The organism is Pseudomonas sp. NPDC089408 (assembly GCF_044749445.1).
Taxonomy (GTDB): Bacteria; Pseudomonadota; Gammaproteobacteria; order Pseudomonadales; family Pseudomonadaceae; genus Aquipseudomonas.
In genome coordinates, this window is the sequence record NZ_JBIVHY010000002.1 from 164,088 (window position 1) to 189,921 (window position 25,834).

A 25,834-nucleotide genomic window follows, 5' to 3' on the forward strand; every position below is an offset into this window, starting at 1 on the left:
CATGGAACTCACAGCAGCACAACGCATCGCCCAACGTTTCGTCGGCCTCCCTGTGGAGCAACGCCAGCAGATCCTCGACAAGATGCAGGCCAGCGGGCAAAGCTTCCGCCTGCTGCCCATCGTGCCCGCCCGCGACGGCCTGGCGCGCATTCCGTTGTCGTATGCCCAGCAGCGCCTGTTGTTCCTCTGGCAGCTGGAGCCGGACAGCCCGGCCTACAACGTACCGATGGCAGTGCGCCTGAAGGGGGCGCTGGACCAGGCGGTGCTGCAACAGGCGCTGGATGCGCTGGTGCAGCGCCACGAATCGCTGCGCACGCGCTTCGTTTCGCAGGACGGCGAGTTTCACCAGGAAATCCTTGCGCAGTGTTCGTTGCCATTGGCGCTGGTCATCTTCGATGGCAGCCCTGATGAAGCCACGCTGAGCGTGGCTGTGGACGCGGCGCTCAAGCAGCCGTTCGACCTGCTGGCCGGGCCACTGCTGCGGGTGACCCTGCTGCGCGTGGCAGAGCAGGAGCATGTGCTGGCGCTGAGCATGCACCACATCATCTCTGACGGTTGGTCCAGCGATGTGCTGGTGCAGGAGTTCATCCAGCTGTACAGCGCCCTGGCCGAAGGGCGCCAGGCCGAACTGCCGCCCTTGCCGATTCAGTATGCCGATTACGCCATCTGGCAACGCGCCTGGCTTGAAGCCGGTGAGGCGCAGCGCCAACTGCAATACTGGCAGGCACAGCTGGGTGACGAGCAGCCGGTGCTGAGCCTGCCGCTGGACTTCGAGCGCCCGGCCACGCCAAGCCAGCGGGGCGCGGTGGTGCGCGTAGACATTACCGGCGCCCAGGCCGAAGCCCTGCGTAGCCAGGCGCGCAAGGGTGGCCACACGCTGTTCGTGCTGGTGCTGGCGGCCATGGCCGTGGTGCTGTCGCGCTACAGCGGCCAGGCCGACATCCGCATCGGTGCACCGAATGCCGGGCGCAACCGCAAGGAGCTGGAAGGCCTGATCGGTTTCTTCATCAACACCCAGGTACTGCGTGTGCAGGTGGACGAGCGCGCCACGTTTGCCGCGTTGCTGGAGCAGGTGACAGCGGTGATTGGCGGCGCCCAGTCGCACCAGGAGCTGCCGTTCGAACACCTGGTCGATGCCTTGTTGCCCGAGCGCAACCTGGCGCACAACCCGCTGTTCCAGTTCAAGATCAACCAGCATGTGGCGGCCAGCGACGCCGGGCGCAAGCGCCTCGGTGCGCTGGAAGTGGAAGGCTTTGCCCGCGACGGCGGTGATGCCCGCTTCGACCTGGCCTTCGACTTCTCGGACAAGGCTGACGGCATCGAAGGCTACTTCACCTATGCCACCGACCTGTTCGAGCAGGCCACCATCGAGCGCATGGCCACTTCGCTGCGCCAGGTGCTGGAGGCATTGGTCCGCGACCCGCAGCAGGCGATCGTCGACAGCCCGCAAGTGGCAGCTGTGCTGCCAGCCAGCGTGCAGCCGTATGCGCATGGCGACATCCTCGCCCTGTGGCGCCAGGCCATGGCCCAAGGCCAGGCCCACGGCGGCGTGCGCGCCGGTGACCGGTTCATCACCCAGGCCGGGCTGGAGGCGGCCTCCAACCGCCTCGCCGACTACCTGCGCCAACGCGGTGTGGGTGCAGGCAGTATCGTCGCCCTGTGCCTGCCGCGCTCCATCGAGTGGGTCAGCGCCTTGCTGGCCGTGCTCAAGACCGGCGCTGCCTACCTGCCACTGGACACCCAGCAGCCACAGGAGCGCTTGCAGCAACTGATTGCCGACAGTGGCGCTGTGCTGTTGCTGCACGCGCCGGAAGACCTGCGCTTTGCCGATCTCGATGGCGTACAGGTCGTTGCCTGCGATCACACACTGTGGGCAACCTGCAGCGACAGCCCGGTCGAGCAAGTTATTGCCGCTGAACAACCGGCCTACCTGATCTACACCTCGGGCTCCACTGGCCAGCCGAAAGGCGTGGTGGTCAGCCACGGGGCGCTGGCCAGCTATACCCAGGCGGTGCTGGAGCGCCTGCAACTGCCGGCAGCGGCGAGCATGGCGATGGTTTCCACCACCGCAGCCGACCTGGGCCATACTGTGCTGTTCGGTGCCCTGGCCTCGGGCCGCCTGCTGCACCTGTTGCCACAGGAACTGGCGTTCGACCCGGATGGCTTCGCCTGCTACATGGCGCAGCATCAGGTGGGCGTGCTGAAGCTGGTGCCGAGCCACCTGCAAGGCCTGCTGCAAGCGGCCCGCGGCGCTGATGTGCTGCCCGCCAATGCATTGATCCTGGGCGGTGAGGCGTGCAGCTGGGGCCTGCTGGAAAAGGTCCGCCAACTGCGCCCGGATTGCCGCGTCATCAACCACTATGGCCCGACCGAAACCACCGTGGGTGTGCTCACCTTCGAGCCCGGCCAGCCCGTGCCGGGCTGCCGCACGGTGCCGGTCGGTCGCCCGCTGGGCAACGCCTGCGCCCAGGTGCTGGATGCCTACCTCAACCCGTTGGCGGCACTGGTGGCCGGTGAGTTGTACCTGGGCGGGCAGGGCGTCGCCCAGGGCTACCTGGGCCAGCCTGCGCTGACGGCTGAACGCTTCGTGCCGGACCCGTTCAGCGCAGCCGGTGCCCGCCTGTACCGCACCGGTGACCGCGCGCGGTTGACGGCCGATGGCCTGGTCGAGTTCATCGGCCGCGCCGACGACCAGGTAAAAATCCGTGGTTACCGCGTGGAGCCAGGCGAAGTCGGCCGCGTGCTGGCCGGGCTGCCTGGTGTCAGCGAGGCCGTGGTGCTGGCATTGCCGCTGGAAGGCGATGCCGAGCGCCTGCAACTGGTGGCCTACCTGGTATCCGACAGCGGCGTGACCGTGCAGCAGCTGCAAGCGCAACTGCAGGCGCGCTTGCCAGATTACATGGTGCCGGCGCAGATGCTGTTGCTGGAGCGCCTGCCGCTGACCGCCAATGGCAAGCTCGACAAGCGCGCGCTGCCCGTACCGGGCGCGGTCAGCTGGGGCTATGTGGCGCCGCAAGGCGACATTGAGGAAAAACTGGCCGCCGTGTGGGCCGATGTGCTCAAGCTGGAACAGGTCGGCAGCAGCGACAACTTCTTCGAACTGGGCGGCGACTCGATCCTGAGCCTGCAGATTATCGCCCGGGCCAAGCGCCAAGGTATCAAGGTCACCCCCAAGCAACTGTTCGAACAACAGACCATCGCCCAGCTGGCCAAGGTGGCCAAGCGTGTCGAAGCCAAGCAGCCTGCAGTTGCCTCCGCCGTGGACACGGCTACCAGCGGTGAAGCGCCACTGCTGCCAGCCCAGGCGCGATTCTTCGCACTGGACGTTGCGCAACCGGCACACTGGAACCAGTCGGTAGTGCTCAAACCGGCCAGCCCGGTGCAACTGCAACCGCTGGAGGCGGCCCTGCGCGCCGTGGTCGGGCAGCACGATGCCCTGCGCCTGCGCTTTACCCGTGGCGATAGCCAGTGGCAGGCACGCTTCCAGGCACAGGACAACGCCCCTTTGCTGCGCCAGCGAAACCTGGCAACGCTGGACGAACTGGACGCTGCCGGCAATGAGGTGCAGGCCAGCCTGAACCTGGAACATGGGCCGCTACTGCGCGCCGAGTTGTTCGACTTCGCTGATGGCCAGCAGCGCCTGTTGCTGGTGGTACATCACCTGGTGGTCGATGGCGTGTCGTGGCGGGTGCTGCTGGAAGACCTGCAGCAGGCTTACCAGCAGTTGCTCGCTGGCCAGGCGGTAAGCCTGCCAGCCAAGACCACGCCGGTGAAAACCTGGGCCGAACGCCTGGCCCTGTACACCGCCAGCCCGGCGCTGCAAGCCCAGCGCGACTACTGGCTGCAGGCACTGGCTGGCGACCACGGCGAATTGCCGCGCGACAACCCGCAGGGCAGCCTGGCCAACACCCATGCCCGCACCGCCGCCACCCGCCTGGATGCCGAGCGCACCGCCAAGCTGCTGAAGCAGGCCCCGGCCGCCTACCGTACGCAGGTCAACGACCTGTTGCTGACGGCGCTGGCACGCACCCTTTGCCAGTGGAGCGCCCAGGACAACGTGCTGCTCCAACTGGAAGGCCATGGCCGCGAAGACCTGTTCGACGACGTCGACCTCAGCCGCACCGTGGGCTGGTTCACCAGCCTGTTCCCGGTGCGCCTCACCCCCGGCCATGAGCTTGGCCAGTCGATCAAGGCGATCAAGGAGCAGCTGCGCGCGGTGCCGGACAAAGGCCTCGGCTACGGCCTGCTGCGCTACCTCGGCGATGCCGAGGTGCGCGGGCAGCTTGAGCAGGCCGCCCAGCCCCGTGTCACCTTCAACTATCTGGGCCAGTTCGATGCCAGTTTCGATAGCGAAGCCGGTGCACTGTTCGCCCCAAGCGGTGAAAGCGCGGGCCGTAGCCAATACACGGGCGCGCAGCTGGGCAACTGGCTGAGCATCACCGGCCAGGTGTATGGCGGCGAGCTGTTCCTGGAGTGGACCTACAGCGCCGACGTGCACCACCCGGCCGCCATCGAAGGCTTGGCGCACGCCTACGAGCACGCCTTGGCAGAACTGGTTGAGCACTGCTGCAACGCTGAGCACCAGGGCGTGACGCCATCCGACTTCCCGCTGGCCGCATTGACCCAGGCACAATTGGACAGCCTGCCACTGGCCGCCGCGCAGATCGCCGATGTCTACCCGCTGTCGCCGATGCAGCAGGGCATGCTGTTCCACACCCTGTACGACCAGCAGGCCGGCAACTACATCAACCAACTGCGCGTGGACGTGCACGGGCTGGACGTGCAGCGCTTCCAGCACGCTTGGCAGGCTTCGCTCGATGCCCACGATATCCTGCGCAGCGGCTTCATCCTGCAAGGCGCGCTGGAGCAGGCGGTGCAGGTGGTACGCAAGGCCGTCGAGCTGCCGTTCAGCGAGCATGACTGGCGTGGCCAGCCGGCCTTGGAACCGGCCCTGCAGTCACTGGCCGAGGGTGAGCGCCAACGTGGCTTCGACCTGGCCGCTGCGCCGCTGCTGCGCCTGGTCCTGGTGCGTACGGGCGATGCCAGCCACCACCTGATCTACACCAACCACCACATCCTCATGGACGGCTGGAGCACCTCGCGCCTGCTGGGTGAAGTACTGCAGCGCTACGCCGGCGTGGCGCCACAAGCGCAGGCTACGCATTACCGCGACTACATCAGCTGGCTGCAAGGCCAGGACGCGGCCGTTGCCGAAGCCTTCTGGAAGGCCCAACTGGCGGTACTGGACGAGCCGACCCGGCTGGCCCAGGCCATCGCCGGCCGTGCAGGTGGCAACGGTTACGGCGACCACCGCCTGGCCTTCGACCGCGAGCAAACCGCCCGCATCGAAGCCTTTGCCCGGGCCAACCGGGTCACGGTCAACACCCTGGTGCAATCGGCCTGGCTGCTGCTGTTGCAGCGCTGCACCGGCCAGGCCAGCGTGTGCTTCGGCGCTACCGTGGCCGGGCGCCCGGCAGACCTGCCAGGCGTGGAAGAGCAGATCGGCCTGTTCATCAATACCTTGCCGGTGATCGGTGCGCCGCGTGCCGAGCAGCCTGTGGCCGAGTGGATCGGCCAGGTGCAGGCCGGCAACCTGGCCGTGCGCGAGTTCGAGCACACCCCGCTGTACGACGTGCAGCGCTGGGCGGGGCAGGGCGGTGACGCGCTGTTCGACAGTATCCTGGTGTTCGAGAACTACCCGGTGGCCGAGGCGCTGCAACAAGGTGCACCCGGTGGCCTGCGCTTCGGCGACGTGGCCGTGCAGGAGCAGACCAACTACCCGCTGACCCTGGTGGTGGAACTGGGCGCGACACTGTCGATGCAGTACAGCCACGACCGCGCACAGTGGAGCGACGAGACCATCGCCCGCCTGGCGGGTTACTTTGCCAACCTGCTGCAGGCGCTGGTCGAGAACGCAGAGACGGTGATCGGTGAATTGCCAATGCTGGATCAGCCGGAGCAGCAACAGCTGGTCGAAGGCTGGAACGCCACGCAGGCCGCCTACCCGAACGAGCGCAGCCTTCATCAGCTGATCGAGGCCCAGGTGTTCGCCACACCGGATGCCCCGGCGCTGGCGTTTGGCGAGCAGACCCTGAGCTATGCCGAGCTCAACGGCCGGACCAACCAGTTGGCGCGCAAACTGCGTGAGCAGGGCGTAGGGCCGGACGTGCTGGTAGGCATCGCCATGGAGCGCAGCCTGGAAATGGTGATCGGCCTGCTGGGCATCGTGAAGGCCGGCGGCGCCTACGTGCCGCTGGACCCGGAATACCCGCAGGACCGCCTCAGCTACATGTTCGAAGACAGCGGCATCACCTTGCTGCTGACCCAGTCGCACCTGCGTGAAACCCTGCCGATCCCGGCCGGCCTGCGCAGCCTGGACCTGGACACCGAGGAACTGAGCGGCTACAGCGACGCCAACCCGAACATCGACGTGGCACCGCTGAACCTGGCCTACGTGATCTACACCTCCGGCTCCACCGGCCGGCCGAAAGGCGCCGGCAACAGCCACCAGGCCCTGGTCAACCGCCTGTGGTGGATGCAGAAGGCCTACGGCCTGGACGCCAGCGACAGCGTGCTGCAGAAAACCCCGTTCAGCTTCGACGTGTCGGTGTGGGAGTTCTTCTGGCCGCTGATGACCGGCGCACGCCTGGTCATGGCCCAGCCGGGTGCGCACCGCGACCCGCAACTGCTGGTGGAAACCATCAACCAGTACGGCATCAGCACACTGCACTTCGTGCCATCGATGCTGCAGGCGTTCATGACCCACGAAGCGGTCGAGAGATGCACCACCCTCAAGCGCGTGGTGTGCAGCGGTGAAGCGCTGCCGGCCGAGCTGGCGCGCCAGACCCTGCAACGCCTGCCGGCGGCCGGCCTTTACAACCTGTATGGCCCGACCGAAGCGGCGATCGACGTTACCCACTGGACCTGCCAGCCGGACGAGAGCATCAGCGTGCCGATCGGCCAGCCGATCGACAACCTGAAAACCCACATCCTCGAAGGCAGCCTGCAACCTGCCGTGCGTGGCAGTGCTGGCGAGCTGTACTTGGGCGGCGTGGGCCTGGCCCGTGGTTACCACCAACGGCCAGCGTTGACCGCCGAGCGTTTCGTGCCGGACCCGTTTAGCACTTATGGCGGACGCTTGTACCGCACCGGCGACCTAGCGCGCTACCGCGCCGATGGCGTGATTGATTACGCCGGGCGTATCGACCACCAGGTGAAGATCCGCGGCCTGCGTATCGAACTGGGCGAGATCGAAGCACGCCTGCTGGAACTGCCGGCAGTGCAGGAAGCCGTGGTGCTGGCCCAGGACGGGCCGAGCGGGAAGCAGTTGGTGGGTTACTTGGTGCCTGCCGACAGCACACAAGACCAGGGCGTATTGCGCGACAACCTGCGCGAAGTACTGAAGGCCGGCCTGCCGGACTACATGGTGCCCGCGCACCTGCTGCTGCTCGACAAACTGCCGGTAACGCCGAACGGCAAGCTGGACCGCAAGGCCTTGCCGCAACCGGATGCCAGCCAATTGCAGGGCGAGTATATCGCGCCACAAAGCGCACTGGAGCAGCAGATCGCGGCGATCTGGGCGGATGTGTTGAAGCTTGAGCAGGTTGGCCTGAGTGATAACTTCTTCGAGCTGGGTGGCGACTCGATCATCTCGTTGCAGGTGGTCAGCCGTGCACGGCAACAGGGTATCCAGTTCACGCCCAAGGAACTGTTCGAGCACCAGACCGTGCAAGCACTGGCGTGGGTGGCTCGCCAAGAAGACAACCCGCTTGTCGACCAGGGTGCAGTCACTGGCGTGACCCCACTGACACCTATCCAGCACTGGTTCTTTGAACACGCGATTCCTCAGCGCCACCACTGGAACCAGTCGGTATTGCTCAAACCTACCGTTGCCGTGGACAGCCTGTACCTGGACGCCGCCTTGCGTGCGTTGGTCGAACATCACGATGCCCTGCGGCTGCGTTTTGTACAGGCGGGTAGTGGTGTGCAGGCGGCGTATGCCGATGCAGAGACGGCGCAGCTGGTCTCGACAGTTCAGTTGCCGAACATCGAAGCGCTTGAACAGGTGGCCAATGATGCCCAGCGCAGCCTCGTGCTTGAGCAAGGCCCGTTACTCAAGGCGGTGTTGGCCGAGCTCGCGGATGGTAGCCAGCGCCTGCTGCTGGTCATCCATCACCTGGTCGTGGACGGCGTGTCGTGGCGTGTGCTGCTGGAAGACCTGCAACAGGCTTACCGCACATTGGCGGACCGCCAGCCTTTGAGCTTGCCGGCCAAGACCAGCTCGTTCAAGGCGTGGGCAGAACAGTTGCATAGCTACGCTCAAGGCACCGGCTTGCAGGCAGAACTGGCCTATTGGCAAGCACAGCTGCAAGGTACTGCCGGTGCCTTGCCCTGCGATATGCCGCAAGGCAGTAATCAACAGTGCCATGCCGCTTCTGTCACCACCCGCCTGGACCGGGAAACCACCCGGCAGTTGTTGCAGGACGCCCCGGCTGCCTACCGCACGCAGATCAATGACCTGCTGTTGACGGCCCTGGCCCGCGTGGTTGGCCATTGGAGCGCCCGTGAAGACGTGCTGGTACGCCTTGAAGGGCATGGCCGTGAAGACCTGTTCGACGGCATGGACCTGAGCCGCACCGTGGGCTGGTTCACCAGCATGTACCCGGTCAGGCTCAGCCCGCAGGCTGACATGGCCGAATCGATCAAGGCCATCAAGGAGCAGCTACGGGCAGTCCCTGACAAGGGCCTGGGTTATGGCGTGTTGCGTTACCTGGGAAGTACCGAAACCCGGGCGGCGCTGGCGGCACTGCCGCAAGGCGATATCGTGTTCAACTACCTTGGCCAGTTCGACGGTAGCTTTGACGACCCTGCCGGTTTGTTCGTACCCGCTCAGGAAAACGACGGCGCCAAGCAAGACCCGGCGGCAACCTTGACCAGTCTGCTTTCGCTGAGTGGCCAGGTCTATGGCGGTGAACTACGCCTGGAGTGGACCTACAGTCAGGCTGTTTTCCACACGCAAACCATCGAGCAGTTGGCTGCGGCTTACCAGCAGGCGCTGGTCGACGTCATCGCCCATTGCTGCCTGCAAACGCACTACGGCATCACGCCTTCGGACTTCCCGCTGGCCGGCCTCAGCCAGCAGCAACTGGACAGCCTGCCAGTGCCGGCAGAGCAGGTCGCGGATATCTACCCGCTGTCGCCGATGCAGCAGGGCATGCTGTTCCATACCCTGTACGAGCAACAGGCCGGCAGCTACATCAACCAGTTGCGGGTCGATGTAGACGGCCTGGATGTACCGCGCTTCAAGCAGGCCTGGCAAGCGGCGCTGGCGGCTCACCCCATCTTGCGCACCGGGTTTGTCTGGCAGGGCACGCTGCAACAGGCCGTACAGGTGGTGCACAAGCAGGTAGCGCTGCCGTTTGCCGAGCATGACTGGCGCGGCCAGCCGGCCTTGGAGCAGGCCTTGCAGACGCTGGCCGACAGCGAGCGCCAGCAAGGCTTCAGCCTGGACCAGGCGCCACTGCTGCGCCTGGTGCTGGTGCGCACCGATGCCGGCCGCCATCAGTTGATCTATACCAGCCATCACATTTTGATGGACGGCTGGAGCAGCTCTCGGCTGCTGGGCGAGGTGCTGCAGCATTACGCAGGCCAGTCGTTGCCAGCCCAGCAGGGCAGCTACCGCGATTACATCGCCTGGTTGCAGCATCAGGATGGCGCGGCGGCAGAAGTCTTCTGGAAAGGACAGTTGGCGAACTTGCCGGCGCCAACCCACCTGGCCAAGGCCATACGCGAGCCGCAGGCCTGCACCGGTAGCGGTCAGCACGACCTGGCGCAGTACTTCGATGCGCAGCAGACGGCGCATATTGAAGCGTTTGCCCGGGCCAACCGGGTCACCGTCAACACCTTGGTGCAGTCGGCCTGGTTGCTGCTGCTGCAGCGCTACACCGGGCAGTCGGTGGTGTGCTTCGGTGCGACCGTCGCCGGCCGCCCGGCCGAGCTGGCGGGTGTGGAAGAGCAGGTTGGCCTGTTCATCAATACCCTGCCGGTGGTCGCGGCTCCGCGCCCCGAGCAAACCGTGGGCGAATGGCTTGCCCAGGTGCAGGCGTGCAACCTAGCCCTGCGCGAATTCGAGCACACGCCTTTGTACGATGTGCAACGCTGGGCAGGGCTGGGCGGCGAGGCGCTGTTCGACAGCCTGGTGGTGTTCGAAAGCTACCCGGTTTCCGAGGCCTTGAAACAGGGTGCACCCGGTGGGCTGCAGTTTGGCGAAGTGGCCGTGCAGGAGCAGACCAACTATCCGCTGACCTTGCTGGTGAGCTTGGGCAACCGCTTGTCGATCCAGTACCGCCATGACCGGGCGTGCTGGAGCGAGGCGGCTATCCAGCAGGTCGCTGGCCATCTGCGCAACGTGCTGCAGGCGCTGACGGTGGATGCCAGCCAGGTGCTGGGAGAGTTGCCGTTGCTGGGCGTGGCTGAGCAGCAGCGGATTTTGCAGGGCTGGAACCCCAAGCACAGGCAGTACCCGGACACGCGTGCCATTCACCAACTGATCGAAGCGCAGGTACAGGCTGCGCCAGAGGCGCAGGCATTGGCCTTTGCCGATCAGGCCATGACTTATGTTGAGCTCAACAGCCGCGCAAACCGCGTGGCGCACAAGCTGCGTGAGCTGGGTGTGGGGCCGGATGTGCTGGTCGGCATTGCCCTGGAGCGCGGCCTGGAAATGGTGGTGGGCCTGCTGGCCATTCTCAAGGCCGGGGGTGCCTATGTGCCGCTGGACCCAGGCTACCCGCAGGAGCGCCTGGCCTACATGTTCGCGGACAGTGGGATCGGGCTGTTGCTGACCGAAGCCCACTTGGCCGCGGCGCTGCCTGTGCCGGCACACGTCCAATGCCTGGACATCGTAGCGGACAGCTTTGCCGGCTACAGCTCTGCCAACCCCAACGTTGAGGTGGCTGCAGACAACCTGGCCTACGTGATCTACACCTCCGGCTCGACCGGCAAGCCAAAGGGCACCTTGCTGGCTCACCGCAACGTGGTGCGCTTGTTCGCGGCAACCCATGACGGGTTCGGCTTCGACGCCAGCGATGTGTGGACGGTGTTCCACTCCTATGCCTTCGACTTCTCGGTATGGGAGCTGTTCGGCGCACTGGTGTACGGCGGCAAGGCCGTCATCGTGGCCAAGGATGTGGCCCGTTCATTCGAGGACTTCCATGCCTTACTGGTCCGCGAGCAGGTGACCGTGCTCAACCAGACGCCGTCGGCCTTCAAACAGCTGATGCCGATAGCCTGCGAGCGGGCCAAAGCCGGGGAGCAACTGGCCTTGCGCCACGTTGTGTTCGGCGGTGAAGCGCTGGAGGTTGCCAGCTTGAAACCCTGGTTCGAAGTGTTCGGCGATAGCCAGCCACGGCTGATCAACATGTACGGCATTACCGAAACCACGGTGCATGTGACCTACCGCCCAATCACCCTCGAAGACCTGCACAAGGGCGCCACCAGCCCGATCGGCGAGGTGATCGCCGACCTGTCCTGGTATGTGCTCGATGCCGCCTTGAACCCGGTGGTGCCTGGCGGGCATGGCGAGCTGGTAATCGCCGAAGCTGGCCTGGCGCGTGGCTACTTTGGCCGGGCCGGGCTGACTGCCGAGCGCTTCGTTCCAGACCCGTTCGCTGCCCAGGGTGGCCGTTTGTATCGCTCCGGCGACCTGGCCCGTTACCGCACGGACGGGGTGATCGAGTACATGGGCCGTATCGACCACCAAGTGAAGATTCGCGGGTTCCGCATCGAACTGGGTGAAATCGAAGCGTGCCTGCTGGGCCAACAGGTGGTGCGCCAGGTGGCCGTGCTGGCCCAGGACGGGCCGAGTGGCCAGCAGCTGGTGGGCTATGTGGTACCTGCCGACGCTGCCGCCCTGGCCACTGCCGATAGCCAGGCGGCATTGCGCGAAACCCTGCGCGGCGCGCTCAAGGCCGACCTGCCGGATTACATGGTACCGGCCCACCTGTTGCTGCTCGAAGCCTTGCCGCTGACCGCCAACGGCAAACTCGATCGCAAGGCCCTGCCGGCTGTGGACGCACGGCAGCTGCAAACGGAGTACCTGGCGCCCCGCAGCGAGCTGGAGCAGCGGGTAGCCGCCGTCTGGGCCGATGTCCTGAAGCTCGACCGGGTTGGCCTGAACGACAACTTCTTCGAGCTGGGTGGGCACTCGTTGCTGGCCACCCAGGTCATGGCCCGTCTGCAAGTCGAGCTTGGCCTGAACCTGCCGCTGGCGCTTTTGTTCCAGGCCGAGAGCCTGCAGGCCTATGCCGCCCTGATCAGTGAATTGAACACCAATAGTGACGAAGACCTGGATGAGCTTCAGGACTTCATGAATGAGCTTGAGGCCATTTGAGATGCACATGGAAAAAAGAAACATGGACCTGGTCCAACGCTTCGTTCGACTGCCTCTTGCACAACGTAAGCTCTTTCTGGAAAAACTCGGCGAAAAAGGCATCAGCCTGGCGCAATTGCCCATTCCAGTGGTGGGGCATGACACGCAGCGCTGTGAGCTTTCCTATGCCCAGCAACGTCAATGGTTCCTGTGGCAGTGGGAGCCTCAAAGCGCGGCGTACAACATCCCCTCGGCATTGAAATTCAGGGGGCAGCTGGACACGGCGGCCCTGCAGCGCAGCTTCGAGACACTGATCGCCCGCCATGAAACACTGCGCACCACCTTCCATCTGGAGGACGACCAGGCCGTTCAAGTGGTGCAGCAAGACTTGCCATTCGAGCTGCTGCCAGAAGTGCAGGAGCAAGCCGATGAGCAGGCGGTACGGGCTTGGGTCGAGGCCCAGGCGCGGCAGCCTTTCGACCTGGCCAGCGGGCCGCTGCTGCGGGTGGGCTTGTTACGCCTGGCGCAGGATGAACACGTATTGGTCGTTACCTTGCACCACATCGTGTCCGATGGCTGGTCGATGCCGGTCATGGTGCAGGAACTGGTACAGCTATACCAAGGCTATAGCCAGGGCCTGACCGTTAACCTGCCAGCCTTGCCCATTCAGTATCGCGACTATGCCATCTGGCAGCGCCGCTGGATGGAAGCCGGCGAGCAGGCACGTCAGCTTGCTTTCTGGAAAGAACAGCTGGGTGATGAGCAGCCGGTGCTTGAACTGCACACTGACCGGCCACGGCCTGCCGTGCCCAGCAGCGCCGGTGCCAGTACTGGCGTCAGCCTGCCTGGTGAGCTGGTAGCGTCGCTCAAGCAATGCGCGCAGGAGCAGGGGGTGACGCTGTTCATGCTGCTGCTGGCGAGCTTCCAGGGGTTGCTGCATCGCTACACCGGGCAAGCGGATATTCGCGTGGGGGTGCCGGTCGCCAACCGCAACCGGGTGGAAACCGAGCGTCTGATCGGCTTTTTCGTCAATACCCAAGTCATCCGTGCCGAGTTCGGCCCACGCATCAGCTTCAAAGAGCTGCTGATTCAGGTCAAACAGCGTGTGCTGGGCGCCCAGGCGCATCAGGACTTGCCGTTCGAACAGTTGGTCGAAGCCTTGCAGCCGGAGCGCAGCCTCAGCCACAGCCCGTTGTTCCAGGTCATGTACAACCACCAGACCCAAGTCAAAGGCGAGCGTCACAGCTTGCCGGGCCTGGAGGTAGAGAGCGTGGCCTGGAGCAACAATACCGCGCAATTCGAACTGAAACTGGATACGGTCGAGCACGAGGGTGGCATCGAGGCCGCACTGACGTATGCGACCGAGCTGTTCGACCCATCGACCATCGAGGCGATGGCGCAGCATTGGCGCAACATGCTGCATGGCATTGTCAGCCAGCCTGAGCAGCAGGTTGCAGAGTTGCCGCTGCTGAGTGAGCAAGAGCAGCAGGCGATGGTGCTGAGCTGGAACAGCACGCAAGCCGACTTCCCGGACGAGCAGGCTATTCATGCCCTGATCGAAGCTCAGGTCGCTGCCAGCCCTGGCGCCCCGGCACTGGCCTTTGGCGAGCAGACCCTGACCTATGCCGAGCTCAACGGCCGGGCCAACCAGCTGGCGCACAAACTGCGCGAGCAGGGCGTAGGGCCGGACGTGCTGGTAGGCATCGCCATGGAGCGCAGCCTGGAAATGGTGATCGGCCTGCTGGGCATCGTGAAGGCCGGCGGCGCCTACGTGCCGCTGGACCCGGAATACCCGCAAGACCGCTTGAGCTACATGTTCGAAGACAGCGGCATCGCCTTGCTGCTGACCCAGTCGCACCTGCGTGAAACCCTGCCGATCCCGGCCGGCCTGCGCAGTCTGGACCTGGATACCGAGAACCTGAGCGGCTACAGCGACGCCAACCCGAACACCGACGTGGCACCGCTGAACCTGGCCTATGTGATCTACACCTCCGGCTCCACCGGCCGCCCGAAAGGCGCCGGCAACAGCCATCAGGCACTGGTCAACCGCCTGTGGTGGATGCAGAAGGCTTATGGCCTGGATGCCAGCGACAGCGTGCTGCAGAAAACCCCGTTCAGCTTCGACGTGTCGGTGTGGGAGTTCTTCTGGTCGCTGATGACCGGCGCACGTTTGGTGATGGCCCAGCCGGGTGCGCACCGCGACCCGCAACTGCTGGTGGAAACCATCAACCAGTACGGCATCAGCACACTGCACTTCGTGCCATCGATGCTGCAGGCGTTCATGACCCACGAAGCGGTCGAGAGCTGCACCAGCCTCAAGCGCGTGGTTTGCAGCGGTGAAGCGCTGCCGGCCGAGCTGGCGCGCCAAACCCAGCAACGCCTGCCGGCGGCCGGCCTTTACAACCTGTATGGCCCGACCGAAGCGGCGATCGACGTTACCCACTGGACCTGCCAGCCGGACGAGAGCATCAGCGTGCCGATCGGCCAGCCGATCGACAACCTGAAAACCCACATCCTCGAAGGCAGCCTGCAACCGGCCGTACGTGGCAGTGCTGGCGAGCTGTACTTGGGCGGCGTGGGCCTGGCCCGCGGTTACCACCAGCGCCCATCGCTGACTGCCGAGCGTTTCGTGCCGGACCCGTTCAGCACTAATGGCGGACGTCTGTACCGCACTGGCGACCTGGCGCGCTACCGTGCCGATGGCGTGATTGATTACGCCGGGCGTATCGACCACCAGGTGAAGGTCCGCGGTCTGCGTATCGAACTGGGCGAGATCGAAGCACGCCTGCTGGAACTGCCGAGCGTGCAGGAAGCGGTGGTGCTGGCCCAGGACGGCCCGAGCGGCAAGCAACTGGTGGGCTATGTGGTAGCTGCCGACAGCACTCAAGACCAGAACGCCTTGCGCGACAGCCTGCGCGAAGCACTGAAGGCCGGCCTGCCGGACTACATGGTGCCTGCGCACCTGCTGTTGCTCGACAAACTGCCGGTAACGCCGAACGGCAAGCTGGACCGCAAAGCCTTGCCGCAACCGGATGCCAGCCAGTTGCAGGGCGAATACATCGCCCCGCAAAGCGAACTGGAGCAGCAAATTGCGGCGATCTGGGCGGATGTGCTGAAGCTGGAGCAGGTTGGCCTGAGTGACAACTTCTTCGAGCTGGGCGGCGACTCGATCATCTCGTTGCAGGTGGTTAGCCGGGCACGGCAACAAGGTATCCAGTTCACCCCCAAGGAACTGTTCCTCAACCAGACCGTGCAGGCCCTGGCGGCTGTGGCGCGTCTTGTGCAAAACAGCGCCATCGACCAGGGGCCGGTCACTGGCGTTACCCCATTGCTGCCGATCCAGCATTGGTTCTTCGAACGGCCGATCCCTGCACGTCACCACTGGAACCAGTCGGTACTGCTGGTTCCCGGCAAGGCGTTGCAGGCGCGGCATCTGAACGCGGCGCTGCAGGCGCTGCTCGAGCATCATGATGCGCTGCGGCTGCGCTTCGACCAGCAGGTGAGCTTCGGCGCTGTCGAGGCGACGGACGTGTTGTGGGAGCATCACTGCGCCGACGTACAGGCGTTGGAGCAATTGGCCGAGCAAGCCCAGCGTAGCCTCGACCTTGTTCAGGGGCCGTTGTTGCGAGCGGTATTGGCACACTTGGCCGATGGCAGCCAACGCTTGCTGCTGGTGGTTCACCATTTGGCGGTGGACGGCGTGTCGTGGCGCGTGCTGCTTGAAGACCTGCAACAGGCCTATCAAGCCCTGTGCGCCGGGCAAGCGCTGAAGTTGCCGGCCAAGACCAGCTCGTTCAAGGCCTGGGCCGAGCGCTTGCAGGCTTATGCCGCTAGCCCTGAGCTGCAAACGGAGCTTGGCTACTGGCAAAGCCAGTTGCAGGGCAGCAGCGATGCTCTGCCTTGTGATCACCCACAGGGGGGTAACCAGCAACGCCATGCTACCTCGCTCGTTACCCGCCTGGACCGGGAAACCACCCGGCAGTTGTTGCAGGAAGCCCCGGCAGCCTACCGTACGCAGATCAACGACCTGCTGCTGACTGCGCTGGCGCGGGTGGTGGCACGCTGGACGGCCCGTGAGGAAGTATTGGTACGCCTGGAAGGCCATGGCCGCGAAGACCTGTTCGAAGGTATTGACCTGAGCCGTACCGTGGGCTGGTTTACCAGCATGTATCCGGTGAAGCTCAGCCCTCAGGCCGACTTGGCCCAGTCGATCAAGGCCATCAAGGAGCAATTGCGGGCTGTGCCCAACAAAGGCCTGGGCTATGGCCTGCTGCGCCATCTGGGTAGCGCCGAGGCGCAGGCAGCGCTGGCGGCTTTGCCACAGGGTGAAATCGTCTTCAACTACCTGGGCCAGTTCGACGGCAGCTTTGATGATCAGGCTGGGCTGTTCGTACCGGCCAAAGAGTATGCCGGCGCCGCCCAGGATGCCGAGGCGCCGCTGGGTAGCCTGTTGGCGCTCAATGGCCAGGTTTACGGCGGTGAGTTGAAACTGGCCTGGAACTTCAGCCGGGAGCAGTTCGACCCCGCGACCATTCAACAGCTGGCAGATGACTACGCTGCGCAGTTGCGCGTGCTGATCGCGCATTGCTGCCAACCACAGCACCGGGGTGTTACGCCCTCGGACTTCCCGCTGGCAGGGCTTTCGCAGGTGCAGCTGGACAACCTGCCAGTGGCCGCCGAGCGTATCGCCGATGTGTATCCGCTGTCGCCGATGCAGCAGGGCATGTTGTTCCATACCCTGTACGAGCAGGAGCGTGGCCATTACATCAACCAGATGCGCATGGACGTGGACGGACTGGATGCCGAACGTTTCAAACAGGCCTGGCGTGGGGCCATCGAGGCGCACGATATCCTGCGTAGCGGCTTTGTCTGGCAAGGTAACCTGGGCCAGGCCGTGCAGGTGGTGAGCAAGCATGTGGAACTGCCCGTAGCCGAGCATGACTGGCGTGGCCAGTTGCATCTGGACGAGGCGCTGCGCACCCTGGCCGAAGCCGATCGCCAGCAGGGTTTTGCCTTGAGCGAAGCACCGTTGCTGCGGTTGCAGATTATCCGCACGGGCACTGCCAGCCATCACCTGATCTACACCAGCCACCACATTCTGATGGATGGTTGGAGCACCTCCCGCTTGCTGGGAGAGGTGCTGCAGCGCTATGCCGGCCAGCCGGTCGCCGCGCAGGCCGGTCACTACCGGGACTACATCGCCTGGTTGCAACGCCAGGATGCCGCGCTTGCTGAAGCCTTCTGGAAGGGCCAGCTGGCTGACTTGCAAGAACCCACCCGCCTGGCGCAGGCGCTACGCATCGACGCTGAAGAAAAGCGCAGTGGCCATAGCATTCATCGCCTGCAGTTTGACCGTGAACAGACCGCGCGCATTGAAGTGTTCGCCCGGGCCAACCGGGTTACCGTGAACACCCTGGTGCAATCGGCCTGGTTGTTGCTGCTGCAACGCTATACCGGCCAGGCCACGGTGTGCTTTGGCGCCACAGTGGCCGGCAGGCCTGCGGAACTGGTGGGGGTCGAAGAGCAGATTGGCCTGTTCATCAACACATTGCCGGTTGCTGGCGCACCACGCCCGGAGCAGTCGGTCGGGCAGTGGATCGAGCAGGTGCAGGCGTGCAACCTGGCCCTGCGAGAATACGAGCACACACCGTTGAATGATGTGCAGCGCTGGGCGGGCCTGGGCGGTGAAGCCCTGTTCGACAGCCTGCTGGTGTTTGAGAACTACCCGGTATCCGAGGCGCTGCAGCAGGGGGCTACCGCGGGGCTGCGCTTTGGTGAGGTGGCTAACCTTGAGCAGACCAACTACCCCTTGAGCGTGGCAGTGGTGCTGGGTGGCAACCTCACGTGCAGGTTCACCCATGATCGCGCCTTTTGGAGCGATGAGGCGATTGCCCAGGTCGCTGGCCATTGGCGCAACCTGCTTGAGGCGCTGATCGAAGATGCCACAGCCGCTGTCGGTGACTTGCCATTGTTGCTGGAGGACGAGTATCGCCAGGTTGTGACCGGCTGGCATGGCGCCGACCTGCAGCACCCAGAGGGTTGCAGTGTGGCGCAGATGATCGAGGCACAGGTGGCCCGCTCGCCCGATGCCACGGCGGTGATCTTCGCTGAGCAGACGTTGAGCTACGCAGAGCTCAACCGGCGAGCCAACCAGTTGGCGCACCGCTTGCGCGAGTTGGGAGTAGGGCCGGATGTGCTGGTGGGCATCCTGATGTCACGCAGCCTGGAGATGGTCATCGGCCTGCTGGGGATTCTCAAGGCCGGGGGGGCATATGTGCCATTCGACCCTGAGTACCCGCAGGACCGTCTGGCCTACATGTTCGAAGACAGCGACATCAGGCTGCTGCTGACTCAGCACGACAATGGTCTGTCGGTACCGGCGCATATCCAGCGTATATGCCTGGCGCCAGGCACCTTTGACGATTACCCGGTTGCTGACCCCGCGCCAGGGGTTGCAGCGCAAAACCTGGCGTATGTGATCTACACCTCGGGCTCGACCGGCAAACCGAAGGGGGCGGGGATCGACCAGCAGGCGCTGTGCGGCCGTTTGAGCTGGATGCAGGGCACCTACGCCTTGAACAAGCAGGATGTGGTGCTGCAGAAGACCTCGTTCAGCTTCGATGTATCGGTATGGGAGTTCCTCTGGCCACTGACCAGTGGTGCGCGCCTGCTGCTCGCCCGGCAAGGCGATCAACGTGACCCACAATTGCTGATCGAGCTGATTCGCCAGCATGGGGTCACGACCTTGCACTTCATTCCGTCAATGCTCAGGAGCTTTATCGAGGCACCGGGCGTTGCAGAGTGCCGCAGCCTGAAACGCTTGTTCTCGGGCGGCGAAGCCATTTCTCACGACCTGCTGAACACGGCTATCGAGTGCTTGCCACAGGTGGCGATCTTCAACCGTTATGGCCCGGTTGAGGCCACCATCAACGCCACTCACAGTGAGCGCCTGGGCAAGCGAACGGGCGAAGTGGAGATCGGCAGGGTGCTGCCAGACACGCAAGTGCATGTTCTGGATGCCGGCCTTTGCCCGGTGCCGGTAGGGGTTTGTGGCGAACTTTACCTGGGCGGCAAAGCACTTGCGCGTGGTTACTACCGTAAGCCATCGCTAAGCGCCGAACGGTTCGTTGCCAACCCGTTCGCCGGGCAAGGCGGGCAGCGCCTGTATCGCACCGGCGACCTGGCTCGCTGGCGCGCCGACGGTGTGCTGGAGTATGTCGGCCGGGTCGACCACCAGGTGAAAATCCGAGGTTTCCGTATCGAACTGGGGGAAATCGAGGCGCTACTGCGCGCGCAGGCCAGTGTGCGGCATGCAGTGGTGATTGCCCAACAAGGGCCGCTTGGCAATCAACTGGTGGCCTACGTGGTGCCGGCATCGCCCGAGCTACTGCAGCGCGCTGATGGCCAGGCCGAGCTGCGTGACAACTTGCGTGGCCAGTTGAAGGCGAGCTTGCCGGAGTACATGGTGCCTGCGCATGTGATGTTCCTGGGCAACTTGCCGTTGTCGCCTAACGGCAAGCTGGACCGCAAGGCCTTGCCACAAGCCGATGCCAGCCTGTTACAAGCAGACTATGTGGCGCCACGCACCGAGTTGGAGCTGCAAGTCGCAGCGATCTGGGCCGATGTGCTGAAGCTGGAAAAGGTGGGGTTGACCGACAACTTCTTCGAGTTGGGCGGTGATTCGATCATTTCCTTGCAGGTAGTCAGCCGTGCCCGGCAGGCAGGCATCCAGTTCACCCCCAAGGATTTGTTCGAACACCAGACCGTGCAAGGCCTGATGGCTGTGATACGGCGCGTGGAAGGGGTGACAGGCGAGCAAGGTAAGGTCACCGGCAGCCTGCCGCTGACACCTGTGCAACAGCGGTTCTTCGAACAGTCGATACCGCAGCGGCAGCACTGGAACCAGTCTGTTCTGCTTATGCCTAACGAGGCGCTGGAAGTGACGCATCTGCAGGCGGCGCTGCGGGCGCTTGGCGAACACCACGACGCGCTGCGGCTGCGCTTCCAGCATCAGCAAGCGCAATGGCATGCTGAGTTCGACCAGGCCAATGGGCACGAGCTACAGGTACATGCGTTCGACAGTGTCGAGGCGCTGGAGAAGAAGGCTGACGAGGTGCAACGCAGCCTGAACCTGGAACAGGGTCCATTGCTGCGCGCCATGCTGGGTAGCCTGCCCGACGGCAGCCAGCGGCTGTTGTTGGTTGTCCACCACTTGGTAGTAGACGGCGTGTCCTGGCGTATTTTGCTTGAAGACCTGCAAGCGGCCTATAGCGCGCTTGCCGCAGGCCGGCCGCTGGTGCTACCCGCCAAGAGCAGTTCGTTCAAGGCGTGGGCCGAGCATTTGCAGGCCCACGCGCGCAGCCCGCTGCTCGTGCCGGAGCTGGCATATTGGCAGGCCCAGTTGCAAGGTGTCAGCGATGCATTGCCTTGCGATCACCCGGAAGGCAGCAACCAGCTGAAGCATGCGACCTCGGTGACCACTCACCTGGACCAGGCATGGACGCGCAAATTGCTGCAAGACGCACCTGTAGCGTACCGGACCCAGATCAATGACTTGTTGCTGACCGCGCTGGCACGGGTTGTCTGCCGCTGGAGCGAGCAGGCAGAGCTGGTGGTGCGCCTGGAAGGGCACGGTCGCGAAGACCTGTTCGACGACATCGACCTGACGCGTACGGTGGGCTGGTTCACCAGCATCTACCCGGTCAAGCTGAGCCCACAGCCGACGATGGGTGAATCGATCAAGGCCATCAAGGAGCAACTACGGGCCATCCCGAACAAAGGACTGGGCTATGGCCTGCTGCGCTACCTGGGCGACGACCAGAGCCGTAAAGCCCTTGAGCGCTTGGCGCAAGGCGAAATCGTCTTCAACTACCTCGGGCAGTTCGATGGCAGCTTCGACGGTGATAGTGGTTTGTTCGTGCCTGCCAAGGAAAACGGCGGCGCCACGCAAAGTGCAAGCTCGGCGCTCAGCAGCCTGCTGGCCGTGACCGGCCAGGTGTATGGCGGTGAGCTGAAGTTGGCCTGGAGCTTCAGTCGGGGCCTGTTTGACGATGCCACCGTGCAGCGCCTGGCCGATGACTACGCCCAGGAACTCAAGGTGCTGATCGCACATTGCGGTGACGAAACCAACCGTGCGGTTACCCCATCGGACTTCCCGCAGGCCAGGCTGACCCAGGCGCAACTGGACGATTTGCCGGTGCCGTGCCGCCAGGTTGTCGATATCTACCCGCTGTCTTCGATGCAGCAAGGGATGCTGTTCTACACCCTGCAGGGCTCGGAAGCGGCGCTTTACATCAACCAGGCGTCGGTGGAGGTCGAGGGCCTTGAAATCGAGCGCTTCGTTGCCGCCTGGAACGCGGTCATCGCGCGGCACGATATCTTGCGCACCAGCTTCTGGTCAGCGGCGACGCTGGCAGAGCCCCTGCAAATCGTGCATCGCCAGATCGAGCTGCCTTTGCGCATGCTCGATTGGCGCGGGCGCAACAGCACTGACGAGGATTTGCAGGCATTGCTTGCCAACGATGCGGCGCAAGGGTTTGACTTGGGCATGGCACCGTTGATGCGCCTGACATTGGTACGCTTGAGTAATGAGCGCCTGCAGTTGATATGGACGCGCCACCACATACTCATGGACGGCTGGAGCAGTTCACGGCTGCTGGGCGAGGTGCTGCAGGCTTACCATGGCCATTCGGTGGTTCAACCCGCCGGCCGCTATCGCGATTACATTCGCTGGCTGGGCCAACAGTCGCAACTGGAGCTAGAGCAGTTCTGGCGCGCTCGGCTGACAGCGCTGGACAGCGTGACGCTGCTGGCCAACAGTGTTGCGCCGCAGCCTGACGCCGGGCTGGTCGGGCACGATGCGCTGTACCTGCATTGGGACGCCGAGCGTACCCGTTACTTGCGTGAGCAGGCGCAGCGTTTGCGCGTGACCCCCAATACCTTGGTACAGGCGGCATGGCTTCTGCTATTGCAGCGCTACACCGGGCAGCCCACCGTCTGCTTTGGTGCCACGGTGGCCGGTCGCCCGGCAGGCCTGGCCGGGGCCGACGAGATGCTTGGGCTGTTCATCAACACCTTGCCGGTGGTGCAGACCCCGAAGCCGGAGGCAAGTGTCAGCAGCTGGTTGCAACAACTGCAAGCCTGCAACCTGGAACTGCGTGACCATGAGCATGCAGCGTTGGCCGATGTTCAGCGCTGGGCGGGGCGCCCAGGGCAGGCATTGTTCGACAGCATCGTGGTGTTCGAGAACTACCCGGTGGACCAGCGCCTGCAGGAAGGCGGCAGCAACACCTTGCGCTTTGGCCAGGTGAGCTCGCGTGACGTTACCAACTACGCCATGGACCTGGCGGTGCACCTGAATGACACCTTCTCGGTAGAATTCCTGTATTTGCGCAACCGCTTTACCGAAGCCGCGACCCGTGAAGTGCGCAGCTGCTTCGAAAGCCTGTTGGGTGCCATGCTGGACAACCCCCAGGCGACCCTCGGCAGCTTGCAGATGCTGGGTGACGCCCAGCTGCAACAGGCCAGTAAGCGCAACAGGTTGCAGCCACGCAGCCCTGCTGGACCTCGGCTGGCCGAGCGCATTGCCGAGCATGTTGCTGCGCAGCCTGATGCCGTGGCGGTTGTGTGTGGTCAAAGCCAGCTGAGCTATGCCGAGCTGGACGCGCGCGCCAATTGCCTTGCCCAGCGCCTGCTTGCCCTTGGCGTGCGTCCTGAGGCCACCGTCGGTATTGCTCTGGAGCGCTCCGTAGAGGTGATCGTTGCCTTCCTGGCGGTGATGAAGACGGGGGCGGCCTACGTGCCGCTGGACATTGACTACCCACAAGAGCGCCTGGACTGGATCGTCGAGGATTCAGCCATGCACCTGCTGATCACCAGCAGTGCACTGCGCGAGCGCTTTGCCACGGTGCAACGCTGCATCGAACTGGACCGTGACGAGCCTGCGGCGGTACCAGGCAACCTGGTGCTCAGTACCGTCAGCGATGACAACCTGGCCTACCTGATCTACACCTCGGGTTCCACAGGCAAACCCAAAGGCGTTGCGGTGAGCCATGGCCAGATCCGCATGCACTGTCAGGCGATCGCGCAGTTGTACGAGATGGACGCGTCCACCCGCGAGCTGCTGTTCATGTCGTTCGCCTTCGACGGTGCCCAGGAGCGCTGGTTGTCGACCTTGTCGTCAGGAGGCTGCCTGGTGGTGCGCGACAACCGGTTGTGGACTGCCGAAGAAACCTGGCAAGTACTGCATGACCAAGGCATCGATATCGCCTGCTTCCCGCCGGCCTATCTGCAGCAGTTGGCAGAATTTGCCGAGGCGCGTCAGGAGCAGGCACCACCGGTGCGCATCTACTGCTTTGGCGGCGATGCCGTGCCGGATGCGTTGTTCGAACTGGTCAAGCGCGCACTGCGCCCAAAGTACCTGACCAATGGCTATGGGCCCACGGAAACGGTAGTTACGCCGCTGCTGTGGAAGGTGTCGGCGCAGCAACGCTGCGAGGCGGTGTACGCACCGATCGGTGCGCGGGTAGGGCAACGTACCTTGCATGTGCTCGATCAGTATCTGAATCCGGTGCCAGATGGCGTTGCCGGCGAGTTGTACATCGGCGGCGAAGGGGTTGCCCGTGGTTATCACCAGCGCTCGGCGCTGACTGCCGAACGTTTTGTCGCCGACCCGTTCGCCGAAGGCTCGCGCCTTTACCGTACTGGTGACCGCGTGCGCCGCCGGGCCGATGGTGTGGTGGACTTCATTGGCCGCATGGACAACCAGTTGAAGGTCCGTGGGTTCCGCATCGAACCTGGCGAGATCGAGGCACGCCTGCGTAACCTGACAGATGTCAAAGACGCTGTGGTGGTGGCACGGGAGGGCGCCACGGGTAAACAGCTGGTTGGCTATGTGGTGTCGGCTGCGGCCTCGAGCTCGGCCGAACAGCTGCGTGATGCCCTGCGCGCAGAACTGCCCGATTACATGGTTCCGGCGCGGATCGTGTTGCTGGCGGCGCTGCCGCTTACGCCCAATGGCAAGATCGACCGTAATGCGCTGCCTGCGCCCGAGAGCAACGTCGAGCGCGTGCGGGTGGCCCCACGCAATGCCTTGGAGCAGGCGTTGGTGCAGATCTGGCAAAACGTACTGGAAGTGAATGAGGTAGGGATCGATGACAACTTCTTCGAACTTGGGGGGGATTCGCTGCGGGTACTCAAACTGTTGTCGCAGGTGCGCGCACGTGACGACCTGGCCATCGAACTGAAACTACGTGATGTGATGGCCAAACCAACGATTGCTGAGTTGTCTGGTTATGCCGATGGCGAGGCCAGCCTTGACCCGCTGTTGTTGCTCAACACCCGAGTCGCCGCAGTGAGCCCGCTGTTCTGCCTGCATGCAGGTTTTGGCACGGTGTTCGACTACGAGCCACTGGCGCGCCGCCTGGATGGCCAGTGCAGTGTCTATGGCCTGCAGTGCCGCATGCTGTTGGACCGTGAGTGGCAGGATGAGTCGCTACAAACGATGGCTATCGACTACGCACAGTACATCCGCCAGAAGCAGCCAGAAGGCCCTTACCGGCTTGCGGGCTGGTCGCTGGGTGGGACGTTGGCGGTGTTGGTGGCAGAAGAGCTGGAGAGCCAAGGGCAGCAGGTTTCGTTGCTTGCACTGGTGGACAGCTTTATCCCATCTGGCGAGGTGTCGGAACAGGAAAGCGATTGGGGAGAAGACCTGGCGGGTTTCCTCAGGGTGATCCTCGATGTTGAAAAAGCACAAATTGTGCTGCCGGTAGTTTCGGTTGACAGCGATGAGGCCAGGCTGGTCCGGTTGATTGATGACGTGCGCGGACAGTGGGGCAAGGCCTCGGCCTACGCCAGTATCGACAGCTCGGAGCTGGCCCATACCTTCAGGGTGGCAATGCAGCTCAAAGCCTTGTCACGGCAGTTGCCGGGCTTGCCGGCAACCGCGGTATCCGCAATGTGCTGGTGGGCGGCGAGAGAGGCCAACCCTGGCCTGATTCGGGGCAGCAGCGAGAACCGGGCGTTTGATGTGGACCACTACAGCATCCTCAAACACGCCGAAGTGGTCGAGCAGTTGGCAGCTAAGCTGTTGATGGAGGAGCCGGCCATGCAATGAGGTAGGGTCAGGGCTTGCAGGTGCATGCCTTGGGGTTTGAGGTGATGCACAGATCGAGCGCCGCCCGCGCGGCGCTTCGCGGCTAAAGCCGCTCCTACATTTGTTTCGGCCAGTCACGCCTGTGAGGTCACTGCTGTCCGCCTTGTTTGTTCATTTGCTATCGAAGGGGACGCAGTTGCTCTTCATCGATCTCCAGCCATGCACCCAGGGTGCGCGCGCCTCCGGCACAGGCATAACTGGCCCGAAACAAATGTAGGAGCGGCTTTAGCCGCGAAGCGCCGCGCGGGCGGCGCTCGATCTCAAAGCCGATAAAAATGCTGTGCCAAGCACCTCTCAGCCAAGATGCTTTATCA

General features: G+C 63.9%; 2 protein-coding genes. Both read left to right on the forward strand.

Going from position 1 to position 25,834, the window contains the following annotated elements:
• The first annotated feature begins 1 nt into the window (after nucleotide 1).
• Nucleotides 2-12,388, forward strand: a complete 12,387-nt coding sequence (locus ACIP02_RS04200) for a non-ribosomal peptide synthase/polyketide synthase (RefSeq protein WP_400613531.1) — start codon at nucleotides 2-4, stop codon at nucleotides 12,386-12,388.
• Between the two features lie 22 nt (nucleotides 12,389-12,410).
• Nucleotides 12,411-25,481 carry a non-ribosomal peptide synthase/polyketide synthase gene (locus ACIP02_RS04205; protein ID WP_400613534.1) on the forward strand — a complete coding sequence of 4,357 codons (13,071 nt, stop codon included), beginning with the start codon at nucleotides 12,411-12,413 and terminating at the stop codon, nucleotides 25,479-25,481.
• Nucleotides 25,482-25,834 lie beyond the last annotated feature (353 nt).

Coding starts and splice junctions, on each gene's coding strand:
- ACIP02_RS04205 (WP_400613534.1), top strand. CDS start 12,411: ATGGACCTGGTCCAACGCTTCGTTCGACTGCCTCTTGCACAACGTAAG.
- ACIP02_RS04200 (WP_400613531.1), top strand. CDS start 2: ATGGAACTCACAGCAGCACAACGCATCGCCCAACGTTTCGTCGGCCTC.